Source organism: Kangiella koreensis DSM 16069, from assembly GCF_000024085.1.
Classification (GTDB): Bacteria; Pseudomonadota; Gammaproteobacteria; order Enterobacterales; family Kangiellaceae; genus Kangiella; species Kangiella koreensis.
The window spans coordinates 253,371-274,668 of the sequence record NC_013166.1; the positions used below are offsets into that span (position 1 = coordinate 253,371).

At 45.1% G+C, this 21,298-nt stretch carries 21 protein-coding genes; 5 read left to right on the forward strand and 16 right to left on the reverse strand.

The annotated features are described in order from the left end of the window. Positions 1–45: 45 nt before the first annotated feature. Both KKOR_RS01180 and coq7 read right to left on the reverse strand, forming a co-directional pair. Positions 46–417, reverse strand: coding sequence for a DUF6746 family protein (locus KKOR_RS01180; RefSeq protein WP_012800176.1), 372 nt, complete (start codon positions 415–417; stop codon positions 46–48). A 110-nt stretch (positions 418–527) separates the two neighbouring features. Then, the gene (gene coq7, locus KKOR_RS01185; RefSeq protein ID WP_012800177.1) at positions 528–1,166 is read right to left on the reverse strand and encodes a 2-polyprenyl-3-methyl-6-methoxy-1,4-benzoquinone monooxygenase; all 639 of its coding nucleotides are present in this window, start codon (positions 1,164–1,166) and stop codon (positions 528–530) included. Positions 1,167–1,278: 112 nt separating this feature from the next. On the opposite strand from coq7, the gene KKOR_RS01190 reads away from it, so the two are divergent. Both KKOR_RS01190 and KKOR_RS01195 read left to right on the forward strand, forming a co-directional pair. Continuing rightward, complete coding sequence (locus KKOR_RS01190) at positions 1,279–2,778, forward strand: AAA family ATPase (RefSeq protein WP_012800178.1); 1,500 nt, start codon at positions 1,279–1,281, stop codon at positions 2,776–2,778. 22 nt (positions 2,779–2,800) lie between these two features. Beyond that, complete coding sequence (locus KKOR_RS01195) at positions 2,801–3,394, forward strand: glutathione S-transferase (protein ID WP_012800179.1); 594 nt, start codon at positions 2,801–2,803, stop codon at positions 3,392–3,394. A gap of 28 nt (positions 3,395–3,422) precedes the next feature. Here the strand turns inward: KKOR_RS01195 and KKOR_RS01200 are convergent, their stop codons facing one another. The 9 genes from KKOR_RS01200 to prmA all read right to left on the reverse strand — a co-directional run bounded on the left by KKOR_RS01200 (position 3,423) and on the right by prmA (position 12,904). Further along, positions 3,423–3,755 carry a YdbL family protein gene (locus KKOR_RS01200; RefSeq protein WP_012800180.1) on the reverse strand — a complete coding sequence of 111 codons (333 nt, stop codon included), beginning with the start codon at positions 3,753–3,755 and terminating at the stop codon, positions 3,423–3,425. A gap of 11 nt (positions 3,756–3,766) precedes the next feature. Next, positions 3,767–3,961 (reverse strand): YnbE family lipoprotein, encoded by a 195-nt coding sequence (locus KKOR_RS01205; RefSeq protein WP_012800181.1) that lies wholly within the window; start codon positions 3,959–3,961, stop codon positions 3,767–3,769. A 64-nt stretch (positions 3,962–4,025) separates the two neighbouring features. Continuing rightward, complete coding sequence (locus tag KKOR_RS01210; protein ID WP_012800182.1) at positions 4,026–6,680, reverse strand: intermembrane phospholipid transport protein YdbH family protein; 2,655 nt, start codon at positions 6,678–6,680, stop codon at positions 4,026–4,028. 92 nt (positions 6,681–6,772) lie between these two features. After that, on the reverse strand, positions 6,773–8,056 hold the full coding sequence (purD, locus tag KKOR_RS01215; RefSeq protein ID WP_012800183.1) for a phosphoribosylamine--glycine ligase: 1,284 nt from the start codon (positions 8,054–8,056) through the stop codon (positions 6,773–6,775). Between the two features lie 24 nt (positions 8,057–8,080). Then, a complete protein-coding gene (purH, locus tag KKOR_RS01220; RefSeq protein ID WP_012800184.1) occupies positions 8,081–9,646 on the reverse strand; it encodes a bifunctional phosphoribosylaminoimidazolecarboxamide formyltransferase/IMP cyclohydrolase in 1,566 nt (521 codons plus the stop codon). 61 nt (positions 9,647–9,707) lie between these two features. Next, the gene (gene fis / locus KKOR_RS01225) at positions 9,708–10,013 is read right to left on the reverse strand and encodes a DNA-binding transcriptional regulator Fis (protein WP_012800185.1); all 306 of its coding nucleotides are present in this window, start codon (positions 10,011–10,013) and stop codon (positions 9,708–9,710) included. Beyond that, positions 10,010–10,990 carry a tRNA dihydrouridine synthase DusB gene (gene dusB / locus KKOR_RS01230; protein WP_187287324.1) on the reverse strand — a complete coding sequence of 327 codons (981 nt, stop codon included), beginning with the start codon at positions 10,988–10,990 and terminating at the stop codon, positions 10,010–10,012. The genes fis and dusB overlap by 4 nt, the downstream gene beginning before the upstream one ends. A gap of 200 nt (positions 10,991–11,190) precedes the next feature. Then, on the reverse strand, positions 11,191–11,952 hold the full coding sequence (locus tag KKOR_RS01235; protein WP_012800187.1) for a zinc-ribbon and DUF3426 domain-containing protein: 762 nt from the start codon (positions 11,950–11,952) through the stop codon (positions 11,191–11,193). Between the two features lie 64 nt (positions 11,953–12,016). Beyond that, positions 12,017–12,904: a 50S ribosomal protein L11 methyltransferase gene (gene prmA / locus KKOR_RS01240; RefSeq protein WP_012800188.1), complete on the reverse strand. Its 888-nt coding sequence runs from the start codon at positions 12,902–12,904 to the stop codon at positions 12,017–12,019. A gap of 168 nt (positions 12,905–13,072) precedes the next feature. Here prmA and KKOR_RS01245 point away from each other — a divergent pair, with 168 nt between their 5' ends. Continuing rightward, positions 13,073–13,723, forward strand: coding sequence for a hypothetical protein (locus KKOR_RS01245; protein ID WP_012800189.1), 651 nt, complete (start codon positions 13,073–13,075; stop codon positions 13,721–13,723). Between the two features lie 79 nt (positions 13,724–13,802). On the opposite strand, the gene accC is transcribed toward KKOR_RS01245, so the two are convergent. The 3 genes from accC to aroQ are packed head-to-tail and all read right to left on the reverse strand — an operon-like array spanning position 13,803 to position 16,107. Next, positions 13,803–15,152: an acetyl-CoA carboxylase biotin carboxylase subunit gene (accC, locus tag KKOR_RS01250; protein ID WP_012800190.1), complete on the reverse strand. Its 1,350-nt coding sequence runs from the start codon at positions 15,150–15,152 to the stop codon at positions 13,803–13,805. A 45-nt stretch (positions 15,153–15,197) separates the two neighbouring features. Then, positions 15,198–15,653 (reverse strand): acetyl-CoA carboxylase biotin carboxyl carrier protein, encoded by a 456-nt coding sequence (accB, locus tag KKOR_RS01255; protein WP_012800191.1) that lies wholly within the window; start codon positions 15,651–15,653, stop codon positions 15,198–15,200. Positions 15,654–15,666: 13 nt separating this feature from the next. Continuing rightward, the gene (gene aroQ, locus KKOR_RS01260; protein ID WP_012800192.1) at positions 15,667–16,107 is read right to left on the reverse strand and encodes a type II 3-dehydroquinate dehydratase; all 441 of its coding nucleotides are present in this window, start codon (positions 16,105–16,107) and stop codon (positions 15,667–15,669) included. Positions 16,108–16,508: 401 nt separating this feature from the next. On the opposite strand from aroQ, the gene KKOR_RS01265 reads away from it, so the two are divergent. Both KKOR_RS01265 and KKOR_RS01270 read left to right on the forward strand, forming a co-directional pair. Continuing rightward, complete coding sequence (locus KKOR_RS01265) at positions 16,509–17,219, forward strand: response regulator transcription factor (protein ID WP_012800193.1); 711 nt, start codon at positions 16,509–16,511, stop codon at positions 17,217–17,219. A gap of 252 nt (positions 17,220–17,471) precedes the next feature. After that, a complete protein-coding gene (locus tag KKOR_RS01270; protein ID WP_012800194.1) occupies positions 17,472–18,458 on the forward strand; it encodes a DMT family transporter in 987 nt (328 codons plus the stop codon). A gap of 83 nt (positions 18,459–18,541) precedes the next feature. Here the strand turns inward: KKOR_RS01270 and KKOR_RS01275 are convergent, their stop codons facing one another. Then, the gene (locus KKOR_RS01275; protein WP_012800195.1) at positions 18,542–18,850 is read right to left on the reverse strand and encodes a hypothetical protein; all 309 of its coding nucleotides are present in this window, start codon (positions 18,848–18,850) and stop codon (positions 18,542–18,544) included. A gap of 409 nt (positions 18,851–19,259) precedes the next feature. Beyond that, positions 19,260–21,155 carry a protein-disulfide reductase DsbD gene (gene dsbD / locus KKOR_RS01280; RefSeq protein ID WP_228638685.1) on the reverse strand — a complete coding sequence of 632 codons (1,896 nt, stop codon included), beginning with the start codon at positions 21,153–21,155 and terminating at the stop codon, positions 19,260–19,262. Positions 21,156–21,298 lie beyond the last annotated feature (143 nt).

Sequence of the window (21,298 nt, forward strand, 5' to 3'; positions counted from 1 at the left end):
ACAAAAAGGGTAGCCATGAGCTACCCTTTTTTATAGGTTAGTAGATTACTTTCCTAACAAATCTTTTGTGCCTTGAAGATATTCCTTACCTTTTTTTTGCACTGTTTCCGGGTCATTGGTTTCTGATGCAATATGAACTTTTTCTAGATTGTCCTGAGTCTTGTCTAGGTGTGCTTCAATAAACTGTAATGCGTTTTCCAGGCTGTAAGACATCTGGTGGATTTCGGCCATAGTATATGGGGTTAATTCGTACTGAATACGTCCTTCTAGCTGGGCATTGTACTTTTCTATGATAGCAATGGCTTCGGCCATGGTTTCTGGCTTTTCACCTTTGAAATGTCTGACATCGGTTGCATGGGCAACGGACAATGTTGCTGCTGCAAGAATAATGGCTGATAAGGTTTTGCGAAGTAACATGTTGAGACCTTGTTGAGAATGATTGTTGTTTACATTCTACTCTTGGCCTGAAGTAGTGCCAAGTGATTCAGATCAATTCATTGATAGAAATTTTTAATAGTTGGGACAACTTATACGTAGTAAACGCTGGAGGTCATAACCTTTGACATCAGGCTCATTACGCCTTTTATTGGCTTGGGCAGCTCGGCGGCGCCATGCTCCAGGGCAACGGTGGCATGCTTCAGTTCTTCTTCACGCATCTGTTGCAATATGACACGACTCTTGCTGTCCTGAATCGGTAGCTTTTGTAGGTGATCATCGAGATGGCGACAGACCTGATGCTCGGTTTCAGCGACAAATCCCAGGCTCCACTTGTCACCAGCTATACCGGCCAGTGCGCCTATAGTGAAGGAACTTGCATACCAGAGGGGGTTGAGCAGACTCTCGTGGCTACCTAGCTCGTGAATGCGTTCGCTACACCAGGCCAGATGGTCGACCTCTTCCTGCGCAGCCTGTTCCATCTTGTCACGAATATTGGGTAGTTTGGCGGTCAGTGCTTGCCCTTGATACAGAGCCTGGGCGCAGACTTCGCCAGTATGATTAATACGCATAAGGCTCGCGGCATGGGTCTTATCTTGATCAGACATTTTAGATTCATCAATGTCGTGCGCCGGGTTAGGTCGAGGCTTTGCATCATAAATGCCCCGAGTGGTCTTCAGCGCTGAGTCTGCTACCAGACAAAGTCGATCAAAAAAGCTGTATTGACGCATAGATCTGCTACACTTATTCGCTCAAAGAAAAGCTATTGTAGCGATAAATCATAAGAAAGTTAATCTCGGGCGTTAGCCATTTAAAGCATGAAATAGAGGCAATTTATTAACCATGGGCGATACTTTAGAAAAAAACGATCTGGCAATACTGATTGAATCCAAAAATCCCATCATAGTTATTGAGTCGCACGAAGAAGCTCGAGTCACTGAACTACTGACAAAAGTAGCGATTAAGCTCAAAAAGCCACTGTTTGGTTGGCATTTAACAGAAGGTCTACGCCGGGTTGAAATGACAAGTTCGCACTTTGCACCATTAGAGGATACGCAAAAACCGGATGATTGTTTAAAGCATATCAAACGCATGGAACGCCCGGGAATTTACGTTCTCTATGACTTTCATCCTTTTCTGGATGAGCAGCATCCTGAGCAGGTACGTTTGGTTAAAGATATTGCACTGCAGTTTCAAAAACATCATCAAACCCTGGTGCTGGTCAGCCACAAGTTGAAGCTGCCGGAAGAAATACGACGCTTTTCCGCAAAGTTCGAATTACGGCTTCCCTGTAATCAAGAGTTGGAGAAGTTAATTCATGCAGAAGCAACCCGGTGGGCGCTTAATAATCAAGGACGAAAAGTAAGAACTGATAAAGCAACGATGCAAAGATTGGTGCAAAACTTAACTGGCCTGACTTTGAGTGATGCTCAGCAAATCATTCGTAACCTGATTTACGATGATGGAGCCATTACCGATTGCGAAATGGATAAAGTGAATCAAGCCCGATATGAATTATTAGATCTGGAAGGCGCGGTGCATTATGAATATGAAACGGCACACTTTGCCGATGTTGGCGGTATGACAAAGCTCAAACAATGGCTGGAGATGCGCCGTAAGATCTTTATAAGTGATCAGGATATGGGGCTGGATAAGCCGAAAGGAATTATGCTGGTGGGCGTGCAAGGTGGTGGTAAGTCGCTGGCGGCAAAAGCCGTTGCCGGGATGTGGGGCGTACCGTTGTTGCGTCTGGATTTTGGCGCCTTGTACAGCAAGTGGCATGGTGAAAGCGAAAAGAATCTACGTGAATCACTCAAGCTGGCTGAGATGATGGCGCCTTGTGTCTTATGGTTGGATGAAGTAGAGAAAGGGATCTCGACGGGCGATAACGATGGCGGAACTTCTAAAAGAGTGTTGGGTACCATGCTGACTTTTATGCAGGAAAATAAGCTACCCATTTTTATTGTCGCAACCGCCAATGATATTTCAGCTTTGCCACCAGAGTTGGTGCGTAAAGGGCGACTCGATGAAATCTTTTTTGTTGATTTACCAGATTATAACTCTCGTCAGGAAATATTTCACATCCATTTAAGCAAACGCAAACAAGAGCCAGAGCAGTTTGATTTGCAAAAGCTGGCTGAAGCTACTGAAGGCTTTAGTGGAGCAGAAATTGAGCAGGCAGTCATTGCAGGCTTATACGCTGCGCATTATGGTGATAAGCCTTTATGTGACGAAACTTTGCTGGGTGAGGTTGCAGCTACCAGCCCATTATCTAAAGTGATGGCAGAAAAAATGGTCGCGCTTAGGCAATGGGCGGAAGGTCGTGCTGTCGTTGCCAATTGATTGAGAGAAGATGGGAGCTTTTATGAAACTGATATATTCAACCGCCTCGCCGTATGCTCGAGCTGCACGAATTTTTGTCCAGGAATTAGGTTTGAGCGAACAAGTAGAAGAAGTGTTCCGACATCCTTTTGAAAATCCTACGGAGTTAATTGAAGCCAATCCGCTGTGCAAGGTTCCCTGTCTGATTGATGACAGTGGCAATGCACTATTTGATAGTCAGGTCATTTGCGAATATCTGGATGCACAGGCAGGTAATCGTTTGTTTAATGAAATTAACAACGATTGGCATCTAAAAACATTATATTCATTGACGCGGGGGCTATTGGATTCAGCTGTCGCTTGGCAGCAGGATAAAATGCGTGCGGAATTGCAATCTGACTTTTGGCAAGAACGATTCATCAAGAGTATTGATCGTGGCTTAGACTACCTTGAGCAGCGACTCAATGAGTTACCAAAGAATTTTTCAGCCATCCACATTAATCTAATTGCTGTGCTGGACTATCTGGATTTCAGACATGCCGAGTATCAATGGCAGACTAAGTTTTCCAAGCTGAAAGATTGGTGGTTAAGTTATAAAGAAAAGCCTTCGATTGTTGCAACACAACCGAAGGCTTAGAGACCGGTTAAAGGAACTGAGCAATCAGTTACTTTTTACGCCATGCACCATTGATATTAATGTAATGGCCGCGCTGGGTCTTGTCCAGATTTCGCTTCGCCGCAATGGCCTCAACTTCCGCTAAAGTAATATTGGCTTTACGTGCTTCCTGTGCGTAGATAGTACGTCTTTTATCGTTAATATCTTGCACAAAAGAACGGATTTGCGCGCTTGGATTAGAAACTACAATGCCCACATAACCTGTAGACATTTCACCCACAACGCCTTGATCTTTAAGGGTGCCAATATCCAGAGCAGCTGCCTGGGCCGCAAAAATAAAAGTTGCCAATAAAGTCAGTAACGATTTTCGTAATAGGGTCATGATATTCTCTCCTAAAATAACCCTGAGTCTTCGCTCAAGGCCTTATCCAATTCACGTTCTACCTTAACCACAATTTCATGCTTAATGGTGAAATCACCGATGATGTGGATAGGCTTGTCTGGTGCTTCCAATTTTACGGTGCAAGCCGTTGCCATCAAAGATAGGCTGGCGACTGCAAGTAAAGAGGGTAATCCGCTTAATTTCATACTAGTTCCTTACACAGATTATTAACTGAGGATAACTGTTATTCTACGAGCTTAACATGAATGATCACTGAATTTTGAGTAAATCCTTCTGTTTTAAATCATCCAGCACGGGCGTCGCCATATCCCCGGTAACCAACATTGAATAGAGCAGGTTGGGGAGGTTGCCACGTAATGTCAGATCCAACTTGATAGGGAAGCCATTATAAACATCAGGGTTAGAGCCAAGCGTGTACAGGGTAATGATGTAATCGCCTTCGCTACTGTAATCAATAGTACCGCTGAGTTCTTTATAATGAAAGTTTTCCAGCGCCTGAAAGGCAATGTTAGCTTCTTTGCCACCATCTGATTTGAGCTTGAGAATACCAGGTTTTTTACTGATAAAAGTACCATTGATGATCTGCCGTGAATCGGGCTTGATGACTAATGGCAGTATCAGGTCAAATTTGCTGGAGACCGAAAGCTTCTCACTTTCCAAGGCCGTAAGAAGGCTTTGCAAGTTGATATCCGACAAAAGGAGCGTGAATGGCTTGATCGAAGTTTTATGCATATCAAAACGTGGGATGCTAATAGTGCCCCCCAGTAATTGACCGCTGATATCATGGAAACGATAGTCGGTAGCAGTATGTTCAAGCTTAAAACTGAGGTTAGTCATAGCGATTCCGGCAGCTAACTCAATGCTTTCAACTTTGGCATTGACCGAACCCTGCAAGGAAGACTGTTTGCTCAAGTTATCGGTAACCGATGCATTGTTGAGGGCAAGCTTGTCATAGAGCAAACTTAAATTGTCTACACTTAGAGCCCCCTCAAAAAGCAGTTTCAGGGGATCGCCTGACAGTTTCTTTATATTGAGATCGCCGCCGGTAACCCTCAATGCTGGATAAGCTTTTAAAAAAGGCGTCCAACTTTTTAATGTCATCATCGGCAAACTTGAACGATCAACCTGAAGATTGTGTGTACCTGACTTTAGGTTATAAACATAACGAACGGGAATCGTATTTTGTGAATGCTGTAAGGAGCCTTTGGCAGTGAAGGTCTGCTTGAGTAGCTTCCAGTCAAATTTACCACTGACATAATCCACGGCGATATTGTCATTGAGATAGCTGGCCTGAATAAAGCTCAGCTCACCATTAATTGCCGCATTAGACGGATCTGGTTTTAGCGAACCTTTGATGTCGTAGAGCGTTAGGGGTTGCTTGGTCAGTGACAGTTGTTTTGCAGAATAATGTGCTTTGAAAATGTCGTTAGTAAGATCGATTTGAGCCATCAGCTGAGTGGCACTAACCGTTTCATCGGTTAAAACAAGTTTAAGACCAACGGGTTTTATAAGCTGTAAGTTAAGCTTTTTGTCAGTTACAACTGATGGTTTAGTCTTGTTTGGTTCGCTGAGTGTGCCACTCAAATTTTGCGTCCAATCAACAGCGCCCTGCCATTGGTGGGCGGGTAAATTAACACTGTAGGCATTACCTTTCAAAGTGCTATTAGCAAGGTCGAGATGTAACTGCTGGCTTTTCAGCTGAAGCTTGCCATCAAGCAAGCTGGCTGAAGCATCAATATAAGCCTTGAGCGATTCAGAATTAACGTTAATGCCTTTGTCAGCAGTGCGATAACTGGTCTTGGGTAAATTCAGGTTAAGAGAAACTTGAGCTGAAGCCTTTTGTTCAGGTGCGGTGAGTGTTTTAGTCAGGTCGAGTGAGACACTATCAATTGAAGCCGTGCTTTGTAGGTTATTATTGTTAGCGGTAAGCTCTAACTTACCATTGGTTTTGACGAGCTGTGTTTCAAGATTGAAGTCAAGCTGCGTTTCCTCTTTAGCAACCAGTTCAAGCTTAACTTTGTTATCAAGTTGTTGTGTGTCTAAGGTTAAGCCATATTCCTTTGCATAACTTGTTACCTCTTGCTCAAACCATGCGGGATTTAATCTTAACGGAATCTGTAGCCTGCTGTTTTCTTTAAGTGTGGTTATAAATTGCTTATCGGCTTTTTGTTGAAGAGTGGCAGCTAGGTTAAAACTGACAGCGTCTAGATCGGCAGAGTAAATTTGCACCCAAGGAATGCGTTTAATTTCACCGGTTAGTCCAAGTTGCCAGCTGGAATCAGACAAAGGCGTTGCATTTACCGTCAGCTGGTTATCGTCTTGCATTAATCTAAGTGTTAGCGACTCAAGATTGTTGTTCTGATGCTGAATCTTAGAATGGAGAGTGAAGTTTAAACCCATCCAACCAATGCGGCTGTCTAAACTGAGCTGCTTGTCGTTAGCCTTAAATACGATATCGGTCAGATCAAAGCTTTGACCGCCTATTCCTTTAAGCTGCACTTCATCAATTGATAACTGATTAAGAGGAAGCGGTGGAATTGTGATTGTCTCAGGCAATTTAAAATCAGCGGTACCGGACTCGCTTGTTGAAGGAGCTATTTGGATAATGGCTTTTTCAGCGGAAACGCCGAGCAGCTTTTTCTGCCACAAAGAATAGCGAAGCTGAGTGTTGTGTAATTCTAAATTAATGGTTTGCTCGCCATCAATTTGTAGAGTGAGTTGCTTGACCTTGGTACGGGTCAGACCGGGACGATCTAAGTCGAGCGTTTCTAGCTTAATTGATGGTGGCAGAAATTTGGCCAACTGGCCGGGTACCCAATAGGGCGAAGTCCAGTAGGCGATCACAAACAGTAACGCCAGAAAGGCGCCGATCCATGCAGTCCATTTAAGAATCTTTTTAATCAAGTAAAAACCAGTCCGCTTCTATTGTTTTAATGCATAAAAAAAGCCTTACGGGTTAGTGTAAGGCTTTTTGATGAATGGTCAATGAACTGGGTTTATTTTGCCTGTTCGCGAGCAATTGCCCTATGACCGATATCAGTACGGTAATAAACATTATCCCAGTTGATCTGCTTGACTCCTTCGTAGGCTTTAGCCTGAGCTTCAGTCACAGAATCACCTAAGGCGACAACACACAGAACACGACCGCCATTGGTCACAATCTGGCCATCTTTTTCGGCGGTTCCAGCGTGGAAAACCTTAGCGCCGGAAATAGAGTCAAGACCATGAATGACATCGCCTTTGTTGTAGCTTTCTGGATAACCACCAGCGGCCAACACCACGCCTACTGCTGCGCGTGAATCCCACTCGGCTGTGGTTGAATCGAGCTTGCCATCAAGTGCGGCTAAACATAGCTCAGCCAAATCTGATTGTAAGCGACTCATGATCGGCTGGGTTTCAGGGTCACCAAAACGGCAGTTATATTCCAATACTTTCGGTACACCATCAGCATCAATCATCACGCCGGCATACAAAAAGCCAGTGTAGGGGTGACCTTCTGCAGCCATGCCTTCAACCGTAGGAATAATCACTTGCTGCATGATGCGGTCATGCATTTTAGGCGTGACGACCGGAGCAGGGGAATAGGCACCCATGCCGCCTGTATTGGGGCCTGTATCGCCATTGTCGCGAGCCTTATGATCCTGTGAAGTTGCTAATGGCAAAATATTCTTGCCGTCGACCATCACGATAAAGCTGGCTTCCTCGCCTTTCAGGAACTCTTCAACCACTACTCGGTGACCAGCATCACCAAATTTATTGCCTGCCAACATATCGTCAATCGCTTCGTCGGCCTGTTCGATTGTCTCAGCGATAATCACGCCTTTACCTGCGGCTAAGCCATCAGCCTTGATTACGATAGGCGTACCCATTTCGCGAACATAAGCTTTGGCTGGTTCAATCTCAGTGAAGTTCTGGTAAGCCGCGGTTGGAATATTATGGCGTGCTAAAAAGTCTTTGGTGAAGGCTTTTGAGCCTTCCAGCTGTGCAGCACCTTTAGTTGGGCCAAAACATTTCAAACCAGCTTCAGTGAAAGCATCTACTACACCAATGACCAGCGGCGCTTCCGGACCAACAATAGTCAGCTCGACGTTGTTGTCTTTAGCAAAAGCGATTAAGCCATCAATATCTTCAGCGCCAACTGCAACCGTCTGCACTTTGTCTTCTCGTGCGATGCCGGCATTGCCGGGTGCTACAAATACTGTCTCGACGTTAGCAGATTGAGCGACTTTCCATGCCAAAGCATGTTCACGGCCGCCGCTACCAATAATCAATACGTTCATATCAATTCCTATAGCAAACACTTATTAATGACGGAAATGGCGCATGCCAGTAAAGACCATAGCCATGCCATGCTCATTGGCAGCTTCGATGATTTCATCATCGCGAATCGAGCCACCAGGCTGAATCACGGCAGTAATGCCGGCTTCAGCAGCTGCATCAATACCATCGCGGAATGGGAAGAAAGCATCAGATGCCATCACAGAACCTTTAACTTCAAGATTCTCGTCAGCAGCTTTAATGCCTGCAATTTTGGCACTATAGACACGGCTCATCTGACCGGCACCAACGCCAATAGTCTGGCCATTGCGTGCATAAACAATCGCATTAGATTTAACGTATTTGGCCACTTTCCAGCAGAACATCAGGTCACGCATTTCTTCTTTGCTAGGTTCGCGCTTGCTGACGATGCGTAAATCATCTTCAAAGACCATGCCCAGGTCGCGATCTTGCACTAACAGGCCGCCATTAACGCGTTTGAAATCGTGTGCAGCAAGAGACGCTGACCATTCGCCACACTCAAGCAGACGAACATTCTGTTTGCTAGCGACAACTGCTTTGGCTTCATCAGACACTTTAGGCGCGATAATAACTTCGACAAATTGACGCTCAACAATGGCTTTTGCTGTGTTGCCATCCAACTCGCGGTTAAAGGCAATAATGCCGCCAAACGCTGAGGTTGGGTCTGTCTGGAATGCAAGGTCATAAGCCTGACCAATGTTGTCAGCAATAGCCACACCACAAGGGTTGGCATGCTTAACGATAACGCAAGCCGGTTCTTCAAAGCTTTTTACGCATTCAAGCGCGGCATCGGTATCAGCTACATTATTAAAGGATAGTTCTTTACCCTGTAATTGCTTAGCCGTAGCAACGCTGGCTTCTTGCGGATTATGCTCAACGTAGAAAGCAGCGGTTTGATGAGGGTTCTCACCATAGCGCATATCTTGTGCTTTCTTGTATTGCACAGAATAGGTTGGTGGAAATTCGCTGTTATCATCCGCTGCCTGCACACCAAGGTAGTTGGAGATGGCTGCGTCATAACGTGCGGTGTGCGCATAAGCTTTAGCCGCTAAACGAAATCGGGTTGGCAGATCAACACCACCATTGTCGGTAATTTGACGTGCCACTTCACTAAAGTCATCGTTTTCGACGACGATAGTGACGTCTTGATGGTTTTTGGCTGCAGAACGAACCATGGTTGGTCCGCCAATGTCAATGTTTTCAATCGCATCTGAAAGGGTTGCATCCGCACGAGCGATAGTGCTCTCGAAAGGATAGAGGTTTACTACAACCAGATCGATGCCAATGATGTCATGTTGCTGCATAACGTCATCGTCCATACCGCGACGACCTAGGATTGCGCCATGAACTTTAGGGTGTAAGGTTTTAACTCGGCCATCCATCATTTCAGGAAAGCCGGTGTAATCCGCAACGTCGGTCACTGTGATGCCGTTGTCGCGCATCAATTTTGCAGTACCGCCAGTGGATAATATTTCGATGCCTTTATCGGCAAGGGCTTGGGCAAATTCAACTACACCAGTTTTGTCAGAAACGCTGATCAATGCGCGCTTGACTGGGCGATAGTTAGACATGGTAGCTCCTTAAAAAATTTAGGGTTCTGATACGAACCCTAATTTGAGGTGACTGTTTGTGTTACAGAAGATTGTAGCGTTTAAGCTTTTTACGCAAGGTACCGCGATTAAGACCTAACACCTGGGCGGCTTTAGTCTGATTGTTGCGCGTGTAGTCCATAATGGCGCGTAACAATGGTTCTTCTACTTGCGTTAGAACCAAGTCATACACTTCGCTTAACGGCTGACCATGCATCTGCTTTAAATAGTTCTGCATTGACATGGCAACGTGCTCACGCAAAGTTGGGTTTGATGCAAACGAGTTACCGTCTACAGGGTTGTCTTGGTTGTTACTTTCTCGAGTTAGATTTGTATCAAAGATAGTCATGCTGCTATAGCCTGTTGCTTTTGTTCAAAATAACGGTCTAAAACGCCCAACTGTTCAGCACCATCATCGATGGCATTGAAGGTTCGACGAAACTCATTGGCATCTGCCTGTTCTTGCAAATACCAGGAAACATGCTTGCGTGCGATGCGAGGTCCCATCACAGCGCCATAAAACTCGTGTAAAGCGGCAATATGGCCGAGTAACACCTGGCGCACCTCCTGCCAGCTGGGTGGTGCGAGCTTATCTCCAGTCTGCAGATAGTGCCAAACCTCGCGAAAAATCCACGGATTGCCCTGTGCGCCGCGACCAATCATCAACCCATCAACGCCGGTGTAATCCAATACAAACTTGGCTTTTTCGGGGCTGGTGATATCGCCATTGGCAACCACTGGAATCGATACTGACTGCTTAATCGTCGCAATTGTGTCGTATTCAGCGTTGCCCAGATATTTATCAGCGCGGGTACGGCCATGAACCGCCAGCGACTGAATGCCTGCCTGTTCCGCAATCCGGGCAATCTGCACACCATTTCGGTTGTCATGATTCCAGCCAGTGCGGATCTTAAGGGTGACCGGAACCTCAACCGCGGCCACAACGGCATTCAGAATGTCTTCCACCAGCTGAGGATCTTGTAAAAGTGCTGAACCAGCGGCCTTTTTACAGACCTTCTTGGCGGGACATCCCATATTAATATCAATAATTTCAGCACCATTTTGCACATTGTATTGCGCGGCCTGAGCTAACATTTCTGGCTCAGCACCGGCAATCTGCACAGAGCGGATGCCTGGCTCTCCCTGATGATTGCTACGCTGCATGCTTTTACGCGTATTACGAAGCTGTGGGTTGGCGGCGATCATTTCAGAAACGGTCAGGCCAGCCCCAAGCTCTTTGCAAAGTTGACGGAAGGGACGATCAGTCACACCCGCCATCGGCGCCAGGATCAACGGATTGTCTAGTTGATAAGGACCAATTCGCATAAGCGCCATCAGGGTTGAATTTAAGGTGGCCGATCATACACGCTTTAAATAGCTTTTTGAACGGAATTTGTATAAAAAAGCATCAATTTTTTGCTTGACAATATAGCCGTCAACGGCTTACGTGTAATTCGTAAATACTATATTAAATTGGTCATTGGATATGCTTACAATGGGTACCTATATGCATTTGCTCGATGTATTTATTGAACCAGCTGCACTTGATAGCCACTGTAATGCTCCAGGCTACTATTAAAACTAAAGCCAATTTGTACCGATTGGTTTGGCTGGATCAGGGCATTGTGGTTCACTTCGGGCAAATATTGCTCGGGCGAGTAAACTGGGCTTTTATATTGGTTACCTTTAATATCGCTCAAAATAACCTGTATTTTGGGGAAAGGTTGGGCAAAGTCTGCCAAGTTCTTTAGTACCATGCTGACTTCTTTTTGCCCACCAGGACTTTCAGACACATCAATAGAGCTAACACGATACTGCTTTAAGTCCTGCAATGGTGGTACTACGCACTGAAATACTTTACAGGAAGTCTGCAGCACAGGGCGCCAGCTTGCATCCTGTGACAATACTGCTTTGTTTGGCCAAATATATAGAAACCATATTCCCAGGAATATTAAGATCAGCCCGGCCAAGGAATAGATGAACCACTTGAAAAAGTGTGGCGCAGAACTGTGAGTAGCCTCAATCGCCAGCTCGTAATGCTCGCTTTTATCTTCGTCGGTCAATTCTGGGATAGCGCTATCCATGATCTTGTCTTCTGCCTGTTCAACCGTCTCTTCCATTTGCGCTTTTTGCGTTTCTTTATCTAACGACACCAAGGAATCGGTTGCCAGAAATAAAGAATGGCAATTACCACAACGGACATGCCCGGACGCCACTTCAAGGTGCTCACGACGCAATTTGAACACAGATTTACAGTGTGGACAGTTGGTTAAAAAGGTTTCGCTCATAGCTCTGAAATGACTACCCCATAGAACAACTTAATAGTGAAAAGCCCAAAACAACATTTAAGAGTTAAGATTTTTTGGTTCCTGATAAACGTGCCCAGTCTTCCTGAACTTTGGCATCATCCATCTCGAACCATTGACTGTAAAGGCTGTTTAATTCAGCAGCCTGAGTTTCAAGCAGGCCTGATAATACCAGATTACCGCCTACTTGCACCGAATTTGCAATAGATTCTGCCAACTGGCGCAAAGGTTCGGCCAGAATATTGGCGACCAGAATATCCGTCTGCGGTAGTTCAACTTGCTCAGGCAAGCCTAACACCAGTCTATTACTGTTAATGCCGTTACGTTGAAGGTTTTGTTTAGTAGCCTCTATCGCCTGCGGATCAATATCAACCGCGTAGACTTTTTCCGCACCAAGCAGTAAAGCAGCGATGGCTAAAATGCCAGAGCCGCAGCCATAATCGATCACCGTTTTACCTGTGAGATCAGAACCATCCAGCCATTGTAGACATAATGCGGTGGTGGCATGAGTGCCAGTACCAAAGGCAAGGCCGGGATCAAGTTTGATATTAACCGCATCAGGTTCAGGCGCTTCACACCAGCTGGGTACGATCCAGACTCTTTGCCCAAACTGCATCGGTTTGAAATTGTCCATCCATGAGCGCTCCCAGTCCTGATCGCGAATGATTTCCCATTCATATTGGTCACCGATATGCTGCGCAAATTGGTGAGATTGAATGGCAGTATCAATAGAGTTAGTGTCAATATCAGCTTCAAATAACGCCAGGACAACAAGGTGTTCCCATAGTGGAGTTTCGCCTGGCTTTGGTTCGAGAATCGGTTTATCTTCTGCGTCCAGAAAGGTTACTGCTAACGCACCAAGCTCCATTAAATAGTCGCTTAATGAGTCAGCATCAGGGTTTTTATAGTCGAATTTGAGTTGAATCCAGGCCATGAGAAAAGTAAATCAATAATTTGTGGCTATTATAGAGGGAAAGCGCAGGATCTACTAATCGGCTAATTGTATTGGAAAGGGTAACTTGTTATAACTTAAGGAAGACTAACAGAGAAGGTTAGTCGCTTTCATTAAAAGTGAAGGTTGCAAAAGGAACAAGGAGTTATTATGTCGCTTAAGGACAGCGTAAAGGATGCATTGCTCGAGCAGATTGAAAGGCTTGAAGGTCGCGTTAATCATTTCTATTTAGATTCTGTAGGTAGAGTAACGATTGGGATTGGTCATCACGTTGCTTCAGAGGCCACCGCCGCAGAACTTCCTCTTTACATACCTCGAATGTTCGGTTGGTGGTTGCGTAAGGCTACCGTGGAAGAGAAACAAGCCGAATACCAGTTTGTGCAATTGAATGGACCTGAAAGTCTGCACCGTTATAAAGCCAGCTACTACAAGCAATTTACTCGTCTCATCATGCTGGATGAGGATATCGAGAAGTTACTGTTAAATCATATTAATAGTTTTCATGACGAATTATGTCGGCTATATAATCGAAAAAATGGCTTTTACAGAGACTTCGATGAATTACCCGATGAAGTGCAAATGGCCTTGTTCGATATGATTTTTAATTTAGGTATGACTAACTTACGTTCAGCTTGGCCGAAATTTAATGGCGCTATGAAAATTGAAGACTGGAAAACTGCCGCAGAAGAATCGCGTCGCCGGCAAGTGTCGTCAGCGCGAAACCATTATGTAAGAGATTTATTATTGGTTGCCTATCAGAAAGAGGCAGGGTTTGAGGCTGATAGATCTAAGGTTTCTTAAGAAGAATGGAAAAGGCCGCTCGACTAATTCTAATGAGACAGTGAGCGGCTTAAGATCGTGCTATGTGAGCTAAAGATGCTTACTCTTTTTCAGCGAACATATGCTGTTCCAAATAGTGGATATTAGTGCCACCTTTTTGGAAGTTAGCATCAGCAAGAATTCGCTTCTGTAATGGAATATTAGTTTTAATTCCATCAATCACGATTTCTTCCAGCGCCATCTGCATACGTGCAATAGCAACTTCACGAGTTTCGCCGTGCGTGATCAGTTTACCGATCATCGAATCGTAATAGGGCGGAACCTTGTAGGTTGCATAAATGTGCGAATCAATACGAATACCGGGACCGCCTGGAGCGTGGTAACGCTGAATAACGCCTGGAGAGGGAATGAAAGTATCCGGATCTTCGGCGTTAATTCGACACTCAATCGAATGGCCGTTCAATTTAATATCTTCTTGCTTGAACGATAATGGCTGGTTGCTAGCGATACGCAATTGCTCTTTGATGATATCAACGCCGGTGATCAGTTCGGTCACTGGATGCTCAACCTGAACACGAGTGTTCATTTCGATAAAGAAGAACTCGCCTTTTTCATACAAGAACTCAAATGTACCTGCGCCACGATAGCCAATTTCTTTACAGGCCTGCACACAGCGTTCGCCAATATGTCGACGCATTTGCTCAGAAATACCTGGGGCAGGAGCTTCTTCAACCACTTTCTGATGGCGACGCTGCATCGAGCAATCGCGCTCACCTAGATAAATCGCGTTGCCGTGGCTGTCTGCTAATACTTGAATCTCAATATGACGTGGGTTTTCAAGGAATTTTTCCATGTAAACCATGTCATTATTAAATGCAGAACCGGCTTCAGCTTTAGTTAACTCAATCGCTTTTATTAATTCGCTTTCCTGGCGCACAACACGCATACCGCGACCACCACCACCACCGGCAGCTTTGATAATCACTGGATAGCCAATACGTTTGGCCATGGCAATATTTTCTTTCTCGTTGTTGCCCAGTGGACCATCAGAGCCAGGTACACAAGGCACGCCAGCTTTTTTCATCGAAGCAATTGCAGAGACTTTATCGCCCATCAGTCGGATGGTATCTGCCTTAGGGCCGATGAAAGTGAAACCACTTTGTTCAACTTGTTCGGCGAAGTCGGCGTTTTCGGCAAGGAAACCGTAACCTGGGTGAATACCAACAGCATCGGTAATTTCAGCCGCCGAAATAATCGCTGGGATATTTAGGTAGCTCAATTGCGCTGAAGCGGGACCGATACACACTGACTCATCGGCCAGTCTAACGTGCATCAAGTCTTCGTCAGCGGTTGAGTGCACGGCGACGGTCTTGATTCCCAACTCGCGGCAGGCGCGTAAAATGCGCAGGGCAATTTCACCGCGATTGGCTATGACCACTTTTTCTAACATATTCAGTGTCCTATTAATTCATCGGGCTAAATTTAGCCGCAGGATTTACTCAATGATGAACATTGGCTCGTCGTATTCAACAGGCTCGCCGTTGGATACAAGAATTGCTTTAACCGTACCGGTAACATCCGATTCGATTTGGTTCATCATTTTCATGGCTTCAACAATACACAGAACGTCGCCTGCTTTAACTTGTTGGCCAACTTGGACAAAATCTTTAGCGCCAGGAGATGGAGCGGCATAGTAGGTACCGACCATTGGTGAACGGATAATATGGCCACTCATTTCTGGCTCAGCCGCTTCAGCCGGAGCGCTCTCTTGTTGAGGTGCTGGCGAATGTTGCTGAGGTGCTGCTTGCGGGACTGAGTAATGAACTGGCGCAGGAGCTGTAGAACTGTGACGTGAAATACGTACCGACTCTTCGCCCTCTTGAATCTCAAGTTCGGCAACGCCTGATTCTTCGACCAATTCGATGAGTTTTTTAATTTTGCGTAAATCCATAAATAACTACCTATTAATGTTGTAGGGTTTTAATGGCTGCATCAATGGCGTAGCGGTAGCTGTCCGCCCCAAAACCTGCCACCACGGCTAGAGCGACATCACTAAAATAGGAGTGACGACGAAAAGCTTCGCGACGATGGGGATTGGATAGATGCACTTCAATAAAAGGAATATCGACTGCCAACAAAGCATCACGTAAAGCAACGCTGGTATGAGTGAAAGCAGCAGGGTTGATAACAATTAGCGACACATTGTCGGTTTTTGCATGCTGAATAGCGTTAATTAGCTCAGCTTCGGAGTTACTTTGCAAGCTTGAAAAGCGTAGGTTGGCAGCTTCAACCTGCTTTTTTGCGGCCATATTGATGCTGTCCAGGGTGTCGCTGCCATAAACTTCAGGCTCGCGTTGACCGAGAAGATTCAAGTTTGGACCATGTAAAAGCAAAATATGAGCCATATCACTACCCAAGTAAGAGAAAAGTAACAGTAAAGTTAGCTTATTTTCGGTTATTTTCGCTGAAAAGCCAGTTTATCGACTTGGAGCGGCATTTTAAAGCCGATCCATTGTGACGCAGTAAGCAAAAAATAAGATGGTGCATTTTACAGTAATTTAGAAGCAAATAACCACATTTAATCTTAATGGTCGGAGTAGTTTTATTGCAGACAAGCCGACTTAAGGGCGGTGCTATATTTGGCTACTTAAAGATTTTACATTTCATTAAAATCTGCTAGTGTAGTTAAAGCGTATAAAAAATATACGAATTAAAGAGTAGGCATCAGTCAGTATAGATTCGAGCCGATCATTGCAAGGAGCCACAGAGCGAGCAGAGCTAGTAATGACAAAGGGAGAAAGGAACTATGTCAAAATTACCAAAAGTATTACATTTGGCTCAAGAGCTGGAGTTTGACGAACCACATCTTAATGTTTTGAGAGAAGCAGGCTACCAATGCTATATAGGTAGAGATAGGAAGCATCTTCTCAGTCAACTTGAGGCCGAAGAATTCGATCTGCTGATCATCGAATGGCGGAATGACGACACAACTGACTGGATGTTAGAACAGGTTCGTGAATTCTTGCAATGGCATGGACCGATACTTTTTATCGCTGATAAAAACGATGAAGAGGGGCTCCATCAAGCCTGTGCACATCATAGAGATAACTTCCTGACGCGCCCCATACAACCCAATACTTTGCTGAGCTGTGCTAATAAATTGGTGCAGAATGCTCGTTATACCATGCATCAGGATTGTTTTGAGTTCGGACCCTATCAGGTTTCATTGGGACTAAAACAAATCTCATTGGAAGGAAAACCGATCAATCTCACCACTAAAGAGTTCGAGTTGGGTGTCTTATTCTTACGTAATCCTGGGCGACTCTATTCAAGAAAATTTCTGTTAAAGAAGGTATGGGGCATTGATTGTGACATCAGTACTCGAACGGTTGATGCTCATATAAGCTCATTACGAAAGAAACTGAACATTAAAGGTGATAGCCTTTATCGGATTAAAACGGTTTATCAGCACGGATACCGCTTGGAATTATTGGAAGAAACAGAAGCGGTGGCCTGAGTCTTTGCCATGGCACATTAACTTATTGGTTCCCCACCCTTTTTGCCTTGAAAAAGGGGACTAGACTTTTTTGCTTACCTACAACGATTAGCTTCGTACACTTGGTAATTTCAATGAGATGCCGGTCTGCCTTTTAAGGACTGCTATAACTTAAACTTATTACAGGGATGAAAAAAGATCGTTTTTCTTATTTGAACGAAATTCATACAATGCGCGGCTCTAACAGATTGATTGTTTTGGGCAGGGCATATCATGACAAAATTACCTCAAAAGCAACTGGCGATGGCAGGGTTAATCCTGGCAGTCGTTCTATGGTCAGCATCGTTTGTAGCTATGAAACTAGCTATTGCCGAGTTTGGGCCGATTATGACGGTATTCCTGCGCATGATTCTGGCCACCGCCGTACTGATCTTCTTTTTGCCACCTATGGCCAAAAAACAGCAGTATCAAAAAGGCGACTGGTGGTTATTACTGCTATTGGCGCTGTGTGAGCCATGCCTCTACTTCATCTTTGAAAGCTACGCGTTGACGTACACCACCGCATCAGAAGCTGGAATGGTAACAGCATTACAGCCGCTTATGGTGGCAGTGGGCGCTTACTACCTATTGAAAGAAAAGCTCAATAGCCGCTTGCTGATTGGTTGTATTATCGCGGTGGTTGGTGTCGTTTGGCTAACATTGGCCGGCACATCCAGCGAACATGCTTCGAACCCAATGCTCGGTAACGCACTAGAGTTTGGTGCGATATTAGCCGCCACTGGCTATTGCTTATTGGCTCGGAAACTGGCGCAGCGCTACTCGCCAATATTCTTAACCTTACTGCAAACTGTAATGGGTAGTATCTTCTTCCTGCCATTAATATTCGTGCAGGGAGCGCCGCTGAATTTTGATGTCTCAGCAGAAGCGGTACTTGCGATCATGTTCCTCGCCTTCGGCGTCAACATCTTCGCCTTCACTTGCTACAACTTCGCATTTAAAACTATGCCAGCGAGCCAGGTTGGCAGCTTAATGAACCTGTTGCCTTTAGGTACCTTGTTCTTCGGTTGGGCCTTGTTGGGCGAAACCTTAAGCGGCATGCAATACCTGGCAGCAGGTCTGGTTCTGTTCGGCGTCATCTGGTCACAGACCAAGCCGCGTCCGAAAACAGTCTTCATCGAACAGGATATGGTTACCCGCTCATTGCGCCATAAAGCAAAGCAGAAAATCCGTAAAAGTTTTGGCTTAGTAGAAACCCCTTAGTGTGTGTTAAGCCAAAGGAGAAAGCCGGCGCAAGCCGGCTTTTTTTATGTAGAAATAAAGTTGAGATGTATAAATATTGTGTGCTACTCAGGTTTGTTATGAATAACTTTCTTATGATAGCGGTCTAGTTCGGCTATTACTTCTTTGTACTTTATTTGAGCGTTTGCATAAGCCTCTCTGCATGCTTGCGAGAAACTATCGTTTGTGCCCCAGTTGTTGGCCGACTTTGATTGCTGCATCATTTCATTAAGGTAGGACTGTTTTAAGTCTAAAAGTATTTTAAGTTTATGCAGTACATTTGAACGACTAGCTGTGTCAACAGCCCTTTTAGAGTACAAGGCAGAAATACCAGCAACAATAACGGCAAGCAGAGAGATGATTTCGGTAATCAAAGTGGGAACTCCGTTGAGTGTGTTTGGTAAAGTATATATAAAAAAATTCTATAGAACATGAGGAGAGATGAAGGTGAGGATATTTGTTGCCGGTCGGCTTGCTCCAATAATCCCCTTATATTGAGCTAAGACACGGACAAAATATAGCAATCAAAATCGTGGAAGATTTTGATAAGAATTTTCAGCACAGGGATGTGATGTAAATTCTGGTGCGTTAAGTATTTTGGGAGTGGCGCAGGAAGTCACGCGAAGCGTGGCCTCAATATCGGGGTGGCCTTCTCTTTGATTACTTTCTCTTGGCCACTCAAGAGAAAGTAATTCGCTGAGTAGCGAAACAACAAATGAAGGAAAGATGAAAGTCACTGGATACCGTGGTTAAACCACGGTATGACAAGTAATAAAAAAGAAACTACAACCCAAACGCCGCTTCTATTCTTCTGACAAAAACATCTGCTTTTTCAAAGCCATTGGCTCTGTATTGCGATAGCTCATTTCCTTGCAGGTCGAAGAATATAATGCTGGGCAGGCCGAGTATTTTAAAAGCGTTCATGAGTTCTACATCCAGTTTATCATTGGCGGTGACGTCGGCTTGCAGCAGGACTGTGTTAGCGAGGGCTTGATGCACGGCTGGATCAGTGAATACAAGCTCTTCGAATTCGTAGCAGGCAGCGCACCATTCGGCAAAAAAATCGACCATGACGGTTTGACCTTGAGCGTTGGCCTGGGCGACTCGTTGCTCTAATTGGTCAAGAGTTTTGATACGGTCAAATTGCAGATGGGGTTTTGAGGGATTGGTGAGGGTGCTTTTTGATTGTGCTTGTGCCGGGCCTTCTGCCATCTGTGAGTATTCGGTGGTCATCATGGAGTAGGATTGGCCAAGCGGTTGTAGCAGGTTGCGGTTACCTTGTGCCCCACCAATCACTAATAGTGCTCCGTAGATCATTAAGACTAGACCGAGTCCGGCAAAAAGATTTCTCCAGCCAAGATTAGGAAGCTGGTTCTTGAACAGGTAATAACCTGGAATAAGCGCCAGTAATGCCCAGCCATACATATAAATGCTGTTTGGAAGTAGGTGTTTTACCAGGTACAAAGCAACGGCCAACATGGCGACACCAAACACTGCTTTTATGGCGTTCATCCAGTTGCCAGCTTTTGGCAGGAAGCGCCCTTCGGTGACGGCAATCAGAATCAAGGGAATCCCCATGCCGACGCCGAGTCCATAGAGTGAAGCTGCGCCTAGAACCACATCGCCCGATTGTGCGATGTAAATTAATATGGCGATCAGCGGCACAGTAACGCAGGGTGAAACGATCAGCGCTGAGATTGCACCCATGATGGCGCTACCAATATAGCTGCCTGATTTTTGACTATTGCTTTTGGCAGCAAGCTTTGCCTGTAATCCTGCTGGAAGTTGCAATTCGTAAAAACCAAACATGGATAGCGATAAAAGGACAAAGACAATCGCTGCGCCAATGACAAAGACGGGATTTTGCAGGTAACCGGATAAGGACTGTCCCGCCAGAGCAACCAGTACACCTAGAATGGCATAAACAATGGCCATCGCCTGCGTGTAGCTCAATGCAAGTCCAAAGGCTTTGCGGGTGGTAATATTTTTGCCCTGCCCAGCAATAATGCCCGAAATGATAGGAATCATCGGGAAGACACAGGGGGTAAAGGTAAGGCCTAAACCAATCAGAATAAATTTAAAGAAATTCCAGAAAGCGTTCTTTTGTTCAAGGTCTTCAATTAAGCTTTGCTGTTCGCTGACAAAAGCTTTCTTGCCATTCTCAGCAGTGGGCTCGCCATCAGCTGCGACCGTACCAGTATTTGCCAGCGCAAGGGTGGAGGCTGGAACCTCAAGGACGACTTCGCGAGTGGTCGGTGGGTAACAAAGGCGATCTTCGGCGCAGCCTTGAAAGTCGATACTGAGTGCCATCGGATTGGTTGCATTCGAATAAGGCACGGCAATTTCAATAAAGTTATAGTAAACCTCGGTCTGGCCTAAATATGGGTCATCTTTTTCCAGGCCTTCTGGAATCAACGGTTCGCCAAGAGTTGCATCGTCGCTTTGGAAACCAAACCGCTCACGGTACATGTAGTAGCCTTCGGCAATTTCAAACTTCACCAGAACCGTGTTGTCGAGAATTTCTGCCTGCAGTACGAAAGCATCGTCAACGCGCAGTAACTCTTCTTCTTCGCCCAGCAAGCTATTGAGATCAATTTGGGCAGCCTGAGTTGAAGGCGCAAACCCCAGCCCTAAAAAGCTAACTAATAGTAAGAGAAAAGATTGGATTAAATTGTTCATGCCGATTTTCATGTCAAGAATGACCTATTGATGATGGTTAACTACAGTTCAATCACTGAGATAAGACGTTATTTTACGCAATGCCAGGTGAACTGTATGTAAATTCATGAAAGCCAATGTCAGCTTTCTGTAAATAATCTGCT